General features: G+C 56.8%; 9 protein-coding genes and 1 pseudogene. 3 read left to right on the top strand and 7 right to left on the bottom strand.

From position 1 onward, the window contains the following. Positions 1–23: 23 nt before the first annotated feature. A pseudogene (rpsB, locus tag Q0239_RS16475) lies at positions 24–251 on the bottom strand (30S ribosomal protein S2); the annotation flags it as partial. 304 nt (positions 252–555) lie between these two features. Here rpsB and Q0239_RS16480 point away from each other — a divergent pair. Further along, positions 556–897 (top strand): hypothetical protein, encoded by a 342-nt coding sequence (locus tag Q0239_RS16480; RefSeq protein WP_298604882.1) that lies wholly within the window; start codon positions 556–558, stop codon positions 895–897. Positions 898–903: 6 nt separating this feature from the next. Here Q0239_RS16480 and Q0239_RS16485 read toward each other — a convergent pair whose 3' ends face one another. Further along, positions 904–2,316 carry a M20/M25/M40 family metallo-hydrolase gene (locus Q0239_RS16485; protein WP_298604884.1) on the bottom strand — a complete coding sequence of 471 codons (1,413 nt, stop codon included), beginning with the start codon at positions 2,314–2,316 and terminating at the stop codon, positions 904–906. 138 nt (positions 2,317–2,454) lie between these two features. Between Q0239_RS16485 and Q0239_RS16490 the strand changes: the two genes are divergently transcribed. After that, on the top strand, positions 2,455–2,706 hold the full coding sequence (locus Q0239_RS16490) for a hypothetical protein (protein WP_298604886.1): 252 nt from the start codon (positions 2,455–2,457) through the stop codon (positions 2,704–2,706). A 140-nt stretch (positions 2,707–2,846) separates the two neighbouring features. On the opposite strand, the gene Q0239_RS16495 is transcribed toward Q0239_RS16490, so the two are convergent. The 5 genes from Q0239_RS16495 to Q0239_RS16515 form a co-directional block, all read right to left on the bottom strand. Next, positions 2,847–3,119, bottom strand: a complete 273-nt coding sequence (locus tag Q0239_RS16495; RefSeq protein WP_115548669.1) for an HU family DNA-binding protein — start codon at positions 3,117–3,119, stop codon at positions 2,847–2,849. A 284-nt stretch (positions 3,120–3,403) separates the two neighbouring features. Continuing rightward, the gene (gene lon / locus Q0239_RS16500) at positions 3,404–5,803 is read right to left on the bottom strand and encodes an endopeptidase La (RefSeq protein WP_298604889.1); all 2,400 of its coding nucleotides are present in this window, start codon (positions 5,801–5,803) and stop codon (positions 3,404–3,406) included. Between the two features lie 116 nt (positions 5,804–5,919). Beyond that, positions 5,920–6,255, bottom strand: coding sequence for a YbaB/EbfC family nucleoid-associated protein (locus tag Q0239_RS16505; RefSeq protein WP_298604891.1), 336 nt, complete (start codon positions 6,253–6,255; stop codon positions 5,920–5,922). Then, positions 6,252–7,943 (bottom strand): DNA polymerase III subunit gamma/tau, encoded by a 1,692-nt coding sequence (locus tag Q0239_RS16510; protein ID WP_298604896.1) that lies wholly within the window; start codon positions 7,941–7,943, stop codon positions 6,252–6,254. The genes Q0239_RS16505 and Q0239_RS16510 overlap by 4 nt, the downstream gene beginning before the upstream one ends. Positions 7,944–8,047: 104 nt before the next feature. After that, complete coding sequence (locus Q0239_RS16515; RefSeq protein ID WP_298604893.1) at positions 8,048–8,950, bottom strand: N-acetylmuramoyl-L-alanine amidase; 903 nt, start codon at positions 8,948–8,950, stop codon at positions 8,048–8,050. A 223-nt stretch (positions 8,951–9,173) separates the two neighbouring features. On the opposite strand from Q0239_RS16515, the gene Q0239_RS16520 reads away from it, so the two are divergent. Continuing rightward, positions 9,174–9,376: hypothetical protein (locus Q0239_RS16520; RefSeq protein WP_298604895.1), on the top strand; the 203-nt coding region annotated here is incomplete at its 3' end.

Below are 9,376 nucleotides of genomic sequence, written 5' to 3' on the forward strand. Positions count from 1 at the left end.
TCGGCAATCGGACCCTACGCTTAGCGTTTGGTATCTACGAACAGATCGTTCCCGCTTGACAGCACGGTCGACGAAACAAAATCGAGCGCGCGCGCAAAAAGCGGAACAGTCTGGCTGAGGTCAAGAATGTGAACGCCGTTGCGTGCGCCGAAGATATACGGCTTCATGCGCGGGTTCCAACGGTGGGTCTGGTGGCCGAAATGCGCTCCGGCCTCAAGCAATGCGTGCATGGTGACGACAGGTGCCGCCATAATCTTTCTCCTTCCGGTTTTACCTCTGGAAAGCAAGAACCAAGGCCGCAAACGGGTTACGGCAAAGGCACCGGTGATGTGCGCTTTCCATGTGGAATGGGCGGGCCGTTAGCTGGGCCATAGGGATTCGTCAAGCCTGCAGCCGAATTTCTTCAGAATAGGCTGGATTAATCCATCGTTCACTTCATGAGGCGGAAGAGCGGAGAAAGCGATCCGCTCCACATGGATCGTAGGAAAATACGTGCGCCACCTACTGCTTCCTTTCCTCGCAACAGCATTCGCGGCCTCGGCGCAAGCCGACGATATGACTCGAGGCAGCGCGGCACAGCAACCCGAGAAAATTTCATTCCTCGCGACCTTTGGCGAAGAAAAATGTCCCGAGGCTGTTGAACCTGACGAAATCGTAGTCTGCGCCGCCGCACCCGAAGGTGATCGTTATCGAATCCCCAAAGACCTCCGCAAAGGCGAGGAAGAGGCCGCAGCCAGCCAATCCTGGACATCAGCAGTCGAAAGCCTGGACGAAGAAGCACGGCCCATGCGCCCGAACAGCTGCTCGGTCGTGGGCACAGGCGGCTTCACCGGATGTACGCAAGCGATGTTACGCGAATGGTTCGCCGCTCGGCGCGGAAAGATCGACGCCAACTAATGTCGACTATTTGTCTGCGTAGATTTGCACCAACCGGTGCAGATAATCGCGCCCATCATAGACTGATTTGACACGCAGACGCTCATTGAGGCCGTGCACCCCGCCACCATCGGCTTCATAAAAGATACCCGGAATCCCATAAGTAGGAATATTGATCAGCGCCGTCATCGTCGCATCGGTCGCTCCGGTTGACATGGTCGGGACCAACGGCACGCCCGGAAACACTTCACCCGCCAGTTTAATCGCCGGTTCAAGGATCCGCTTGTCGAGCGGTGGCGGCACGGCCATCGGGCGATGTGGTTTGCGCAGCGTCACCTTGACACGAGGATTAGCGATTGCGGCCTCAATTGCCGCCTGCGTGGCTTCGGTCGTCATCGTGGGAACTATGCGGCAGTTAACAACGCCTTTGGCCCGCTGCGGCAATGCATTGGGCGCGTGTCCCGCTTCGAGCATTGTTGCCACACAGGTTGTACGCAGGGTCGAGTTCATAACCGGATCAACCGACAGGATAGCAGCCGCCTGCACATTGCCTTCGTCCGCCAGCAAATCGGCAATCGCCTTTTGCCCCGCTGCTGGCGCGGTTGGGGCCATCTGAGACAGAAATGCCCGTGTGGTATCGTTCAACTGCACAGGAAAGCCCAGCCGCTTTACGGCGACAATCGCCTCTGCCAGATCATACACTGCGTTGTCTGGGCGCGGTACGGAACTATGGCCGCCGGGATTGGTGGTCTCCAGGTCAAATATGCGATTTGCCTTTTCACCGACCTGGATCGCAAGAAATTGCGGTTTGCCATTCTTGTCGAGCCTGCCACCGCCGCCTTCGTTCAATGCGAATTCGGCAGACAAAGTTTCGGGCATGTTGCGCGCCAGCCATTCCGCCCCGTTCAGCGCCTTGCTTGAACTTTCTTCGCCGCAGGTTGCCGCCACCTTGATTGTGCGCTTAGGCCGATACCCCGCTTGCTTGAACCGGATCAGGCTATCGACCCAGATGGCGGCTTGCACCTTGTCGTCGGCCACCCCCCTTGCGAAGAAAAACCCGTCCTCCTCAACCAGCGTGAATGGATCGCGGGTCCAGTCTTCGCGTTTTGCTTCGACCACATCAATGTGTGCCAGCAGCAACATCGGCTTCAGCTTCTTCGATGTGCCCTTGTACTCGGCAACGAGATTTCCTTCCCGTTCAAAACCCGGGACGACAATGACTCGTGCCTCGTCTTTGGTGAAACCGGCATCGTACATGCGCTTTGCCAATTGTTCGGCAGCTACGGTGCAACTGCCATTCGAATAGGCCGTGTTGGTGTTGACCAGTTCGGCATAAAGTTCACGGAATGCTGCCTGATCGGGCCGCAACGTTTGTGCCGTCGCATTCCCGGTCGCCATGGACGCAAAACACGCAGCAATCATCCATTTTCCAAGCAGCATCTGCGCCCCCCAAATTACTTAGATACTGAAATGAGGCTATCGCTCGTGGCGCATGTTTTCAATCGCCCAATTTTTAAATTGACAATACGGAACATATGTAGAACATATACGGAAATACTGGTGATTCGGAGGATTCAAATGTCGTTCATTGCTGCCGCATTTTTCGCTACTGCTTTCCTGCTTGCGGTTTATGCCATCCTCTCGACGCTGGCACAGAAATGGGAACGCATTGGCCAAGTTGCTGCCATGCGCGGAGCGCCGGTTGAACGGGTTATTAGATTGGGTGCCGTTCGCTATACTGGTCAGCGTGTCCGCCTGGTTGTTGTTAATCAGCTGGAGCCACAGCCCGAACAGCAGGCATTCGCTTTCGGCCGGCTGCGCGCCGCCTAGTTCGATCTTCATTTACTTTCTTTTGCGTGAAGCGCCGCTGCAGATCGATGTAGCGGCGCTGTTATTTGCTGAAGCTTGAGGGCAACAAAAAAGGCGGAACCCGAAGGTCCCGCCTCTCCTATTTCACAAATGCGTGAAACTTAGTTCACGGCATCCTTGAGTGCCTTGCCAGCCTTGAACTTGGGCTGGTTCGAAGCAGGGATCTTCATCTCTTCACCGGTGCGCGGGTTGCGGCCGGTCGAGGCCTTGCGCTTGGCGACAGCAAATGTGCCGAAGCCTACGAGGCGAACTTCGCCACCCTTTTTGAGCGCCTTGGTGATAGCGTCAAAGGTAGCTTCCACTGCCTTGCCTGCATCGGTTTTGCTCAGGCCACTTGCGTCTGCAACGGCTGCGACGAGATCATTCTTGTTCATAGTATCGGGATCCCCCTCTCAAATGAATTTATGGACCAATTCCGGGATGGAATCGCGGCTGGGCCGGAGCGGGAATAAGGAGGAGAAACCGCCCCCTGTCAAAGGAAATATCCGCAAAAAACCGCGCTTTTCGGCGAATTGACGGATAATCTGTCGATAAGTGAGACGAAACGCACGAAATCACTAACGCCTTGACGTCAAATCGCTGTGGAAGCGCCAAAAATGCAGTGGGACGCAACGTCATTCAACGTTGCGTCCCAAATCACGATTCTTTGTAGGATAGATCAGTGGGTGACCGCTGAACCGGGAGCAGCAGCAGGAGCAAGCGGTTGCAAAGCCGCGAGTTCGTCTGCTTCGGTCCACTCCACAGGGTCAAGCGGCGAAACCAATGCACGCGCCAATACCTGGTCGACATGGGTTACCGGGATGATCTCCAGGCCTTCCTTGATATTCGCTGGAATCTCCGCAAGATCCTTTTCATTCTCCTGCGGGATCAGAACCGTCTTGATGCCACCGCGCAATGCCGCGAGCAGTTTCTCTTTCAACCCACCAATCGGCAAAACCCTTCCACGCAGAGTGACTTCGCCTGTCATGGCAACATCGCGATGCACGGCGACACCAGTCAATGTCGAGACGATGGCCGTAACCATGCCGATACCGGCCGATGGGCCATCCTTCGGCACGGCCCCCTCGGGCAAGTGGATATGCACATCCTTACGATTGAAGATCGACGGTTTGATGCCATAGCTCGGTGCACGAGCCTTTACGTAGCTCAGCGCCGCCTGGATCGACTCCGACATTACTTCGCCCAGCTTACCCGTGGTCTTGATTTGGCCCTTACCGCCAACCGTGACGGCCTCGATTGTCAGCAATTCGCCACCAACCTCGGTCCAAGCAAGCCCGGTTACCGCACCGATCTGGTTCTCATCCTCACCGATACCGTGGCGATATTTGCGAACACCTGAAAACTCGGCAAGATTCTCCGGAGTGATCGAAACACTCTTCGCCATTCCTTCAAGGATGCGGCGCAGCGCCTTGCGGGCCAGCTTGGCAATCTCACGCTCCAAAGTGCGAACGCCGGCCTCCCGCGTGTAATAACGGATCAGGTCGCGCAGCCCGTCATCGCTAACCTCGAACTCGCCCTTTTTCAGGCCGTGCGCCTTTACCTGCTTTTCGACCAAGTGACGCTTGGCGATTTCCAGCTTTTCATCCTCGGTATAGCCTTCAAGCCGGATGATCTCCATGCGATCGAGCAACGGCTGCGGCAGGTTCATGCTGTTCGCGGTTGTCACGAACATCACATCCGACAGATCAAGGTCGATTTCCAGATAATGGTCGTTGAACTTGTTGTTCTGTTCGGGATCGAGCACCTCGAGCAACGCCGATGCCGGATCGCCTCGGAAATCCTGACCGAGCTTGTCAATTTCGTCGAGCAGGAACAGCGGGTTCATCGTCCCCGCCTTTTTAAGGTTGGACGCAATCTTGCCTGGCATCGATCCAATATAGGTGCGGCGGTGACCGCGAATTTCAGCTTCATCGCGCACGCCACCCAGCGATTGGCGGATGAATTCACGCCCGGTTGCCTTGGCAATCGACTTGCCAAGCGAGGTTTTACCGACACCCGGAGGGCCAACGAGGCAGAGAATCGGCCCCTTCAGCTTGTTGGTGCGCGCCTGCACGGCCAGATACTCGACGATGCGGTCCTTGACCTTCTCGAGCGCAAAGTGATCGGCATCGAGAATGTCCTGCGCCTTGGCGATATCGCGCTTCAACTTTGATTTCTTGCCCCAGGGTATGCCCAGCAGCGAATCCAGATAGTTGCGCACAACGGTTGCTTCGGCCGACATCGGCGCCATGCTGCGCAGCTTCTTCATTTCGGCCTGCGCCTTGGCTTTGGCTTCCTTTGAAAGCTTCAGCGTATCAATCTTGGTCTGCAGTTCGGCCAGCTCGTCGCCGCCCTCTTCATCGCCATTGCCCAGCTCGCGCTGGATCGCTTTCAGCTGCTCGTTGAGATAATATTCGCGCTGCGATTTCTCCATCTGGCGTTTCACACGGCCACGGATCTTCTTTTCAACCTGCAGCACGCCCAATTCGCCTTCCATGAAAGCAAAGGACATTTCGAGGCGCTTCAGCGGATCGGCTTCCACAAGCAGCGCTTGCTTGTCCGAGACCTTGAGGTTGATGTTCGCGGCCACCGCATCGGCCAGCTGCGCGGCGTCTTCAATTTCGGCGAGCTGCACTGCAGTTTCAGAAGGCACCTTTTTGTTGAGCTTAGAATAGTTTTCGAACTGCTCAACCACGGACCGCATCAGCGCAGTTGTTTCCGGCCCCTCGGTCGCTTTTGTCTCGATAAGTTCGACCTCGGCTTCGACATAGTCCGCCGCACGCTGATGCAGGCGCAGAAGATTCGCCCGCTGCTTGCCTTCAACGAGCACGCGCACAGTGCCGTCGGGTAGTTTCAGCAACTGCATCACGGTCGCAGACACGCCTACCGTGTAGAGATCGTCATAGTCGGGATCATCTTCGGCAGGATCAAGCTGCGTGACGAGGAAAATTTCCTTGTCCGCCGCCATCGCCTTTTCAAGTGCGATCACCGATTTGTCGCGGCCGACGAAAAGCGGCACGACCATTCCCGGAAACACGACAATGTCGCGCAGGGGCAAAAGGGGTAGAGATTGCGTCATATTCACTCCGGCCCGCACCGAAAGGCGGTGCGGAAACTTGGCATCAATATGAGCGCGATTTCGCCGCTTTCAACGGCATAGCGGCCAATAGCCAAGAAAAGCTGGGGAAAAGCGCTTCAAAACGGCAGTTTGAAGCCCGGCGGCAATGGCAAACCGCTGGTCATCTTGCCCATTTCGCTGTTGCTGGCGGTATCGGCCTTTTCACGTGCATCGTTGAACGCAGCGACGACCAAATCTTCCAACATCTGCTTGTCGGAAGGGACCATCAGACTGTCGTCGATCGAGAGGCCAATGATCCGGCCTTTGGCGGTGGCACGGACTTTGACCAGTCCACCACCGGAAACGCCTTCAACCTCGATCGTATCAAGCTTGCCCTGCGCTTCCTCCATCTGCTTCTGGATGGTTTGCGCGGCTTCCTGCGCCGCCTTCATCATCTCTTCGATGCTCTTCATGCTCTAAGGCTCCGGATTTCTGCTTCGTGGGGAGAGTGTATCGTCCGCCCATCAACATGCACTTCGGCTTCGGGAAAGGCAGCGAGTGCAGCCTTGACGAGCGGGGATTCTAGAATTTCTGTGTCCTGCGCCGCGCGGGCGGCCTGTTCCTGTTCGTACAGACTTGGCTGCGCATCGCCCGGGGTTTCGGCAATTTCCCAGCGCGTTCCCGTCATACGGAACAGCGCGTCATTCAGATCAGCGCCAAATCCCTGATGGACCGGGCCAGCGAGCTGGAATTCGAGGCGCGGTGGAGCATATCTGACCAGCCGCACTACATCGTGCAATGTAGCCGCGACATTGGGATAGCCTCCGCGATCGAGCGCCTCGACAAGTGACCTGAAATCAGAGGGAAAAGCTGAGGCCGGAGCACTATCTGCAACCGGAGGGGGGGGGCTGGCGGCAGATGCCTGCGATGGCACACCGCCCTGTTGTAACAGCCGTGCGAGCTCGCCAGGATCTGGCATTGACGCGCCATGAAGCACACGCAGCAAGGCCATGTCGCAGCATTCGAGCGGCAGACTTGCTTGACGAACCTCCTCATGCCCCTTGAGTAGCAATTGCCAGAGTCGGTGGAGCAGCGGGAAAGACAAACGCCCTGCCCATTCGTCGATCTGCGCGCGCGCCTCTTCGGGCAAAGCGGCGTCCGATGGACTGCCGATTTTGGCGAGAGTCACCAAATGAACCTCACGCAACAGACCGGCAAGTGTTGCTGCCGGTTCGACACCCAATTGATACTGGTTGCGCGCCTCTTCGAGTACCGCTTGAGAATTGCCTTCGAGCAACAGGCCGAACAGCCGTCGCACCGCCGCCCTATCCGACAGACCGAGCATATTGCGCACCTGCACTGCTTCAACGCGCGCTTCTGCCCCGCTGTCGTCCGCTGCCAGATCGGCGTGTGCAATGGCCTGGTCCAGGATAGACAAGCCGTCTCGTACCGACCCCTCAGCCGCCTGCGCAACCAGGCGTAATGCCTCTGCTTCGGCGGTAACGCCTTCTTTCGCACAGATCTCTTCAAAATGTGCGGCCAGCATTTCCGCCGGGATGCGCTTCAGATCAAAGCGCTGGCACCGCGACAATACCGTGATTGGAACCTTGTTCACCTCGGTCGTCGCGAACAGGAACTTCACATGCGCCGGTGGTTCTTCCAATGTTTTCAGCAATGCATTGAAGGCGTTTTTCGACAGCATGTGAACTTCGTCAATGATGTAGATTTTGTAGCGCGCCGAAACCGCGGCATAGCGCACGGCCTCAATAATCTCGCGGACATCGTCGACGCCGGTATGGCTTGCGGCGTCCATCTCGATCACGTCGATATGGCGGCCTTCGGCGATAGCGCGGCAGGGTTCACACACCCCGCAGGGATCGATCGTCGGCCCGCCCTGTCCGTCCGGCCCAATACAGTTAAGCGCCTTGGCGATGAGGCGCGCGGTGGAGGTTTTGCCGACGCCACGCACCCCGGTCATAAGGAAGGCATGTGCCAACCGACCGCGCTTGATCGCGTTGCCCAGCGTCTGCACCATTGCATCCTGACCGATCAGTTCGGCAAAATTTTGCGGGCGATATTTGCGCGCCAGCACCCGATAGGGCGAAGCTGCAGCGGCTTTCGGCGCCTCAGGCAGACCGAGCCCCAGTGCATCTTCGGGCATATCCGGATCGCGCAGGGCGAAGCCGGGTTCGTCGAGAGCCGATGAGGATGAATCGTCCATAGTGTTCCGATAGGCCCGACTGATTATTTTGTCGAAGGGCTATTTCAGTCGCGTGCCAAGCGGCGGGCAAAATGAGCCTGCACCGCACTGGTCACGGCACGCGCAACCTTTAGCTGACCGTCGCGCGAAGACAGGAAGGCAGCGTCATCCGCATTGCTGATATAGCCGGTTTCGAAAAGTACAGAGGGCGTGTCAGGTGCCTTGAGTACGATGAATGATGCGAATTTATGCGATTTTTCGCGCAGCAGCATGTTGGGTTTGGCTTCGCGGATCAGCAGTTTGGCAAAACTTGCCGAAATATTCATGGTTTCGCGCTGGGTCAGGTCAATAAGGATTGATGAAACTTCCTGGTCCTGCCTGCCAAGATTGACGCCATTGAGGACATCAGCCCGATTTTCGCGCGCAGCCAGCCGTTGTGCTTCACGGTCGGAGGCAACCTCTGACAAGGTATACACCGTTCCTCCCCTCGCATCAGGATTGCCAGCCGCATCGGCATGAATTGAGAGAAAGAGATCCGCTTTCATTTTGCGGGCAATGCCATAGCGATCTTGCAATACGAGGAAACTATCCCCTTCGCGTGTGAGTGCGACGCGCACGCGCCCTGTGTCGACAAGTTCGTCTCTGATGCCTCGAGCAATTGCCAACGTCACATCCTTCTCGCGCTCACCGGACAGCGGATTGATCGCACCCGGATCGTGGCCTCCATGTCCGGCATCGATGACCACCAATGGCAGGCGGCCATCTGCACGTCCGTATATTTTGGGCAATCCGCGGGCCACTCCCTTTCCGATGGGTGCAGTGACTTCATAGCGTCGCCTGGGCGGTTCCGACCGGAATGCTTGAGCAACCTTTCCGAAAACTGTGCGCATCCACGCATCAACAGCGGATGACGTTGCCGTCGGCTGCGCAGCCGTCATCAGAAGTGCGAGGAAAGCGCTGATCATCATCAAAACGGCTTTTGCGCAAAATAGGACATTCGGTCGAGGGAATTTTTCGCCGCCGCCACTTGCCCGCCAGACATAGGGGTGCTAGCACATGAGGCTGGAGCTATGACTTTGATAAGTCTAGTCCGCCAAGACGCCGAACAGACTGACTTTTCGGTATAAAACAGGTTGATGTTGCATGTGGCATGAAATTTCCCCTTCCGCCGTCCCCACGGGGCTCGGTGCGTTGGCGGCAAATTACGCCCGCGCGAATTGCGCCCGCGGTGCCTATGCAGCAGACACATTCGTACATTCCCCGTCATCGAATAAAGCAGGCAATGAAGTCTTGGCTGCGGACGATGCCGGACCACTTTCAGAAAATATGGCCCCCCAATTCCTGCTAAAAGCGGAGCAATGGGAGGCTCGGAGAATTTATAATGAAAACGCGCA

This window comes from uncultured Sphingorhabdus sp. (assembly GCF_937872355.1).
In the GTDB taxonomy this organism is placed as follows: domain Bacteria; phylum Pseudomonadota; class Alphaproteobacteria; order Sphingomonadales; family Sphingomonadaceae; genus Sphingorhabdus_B.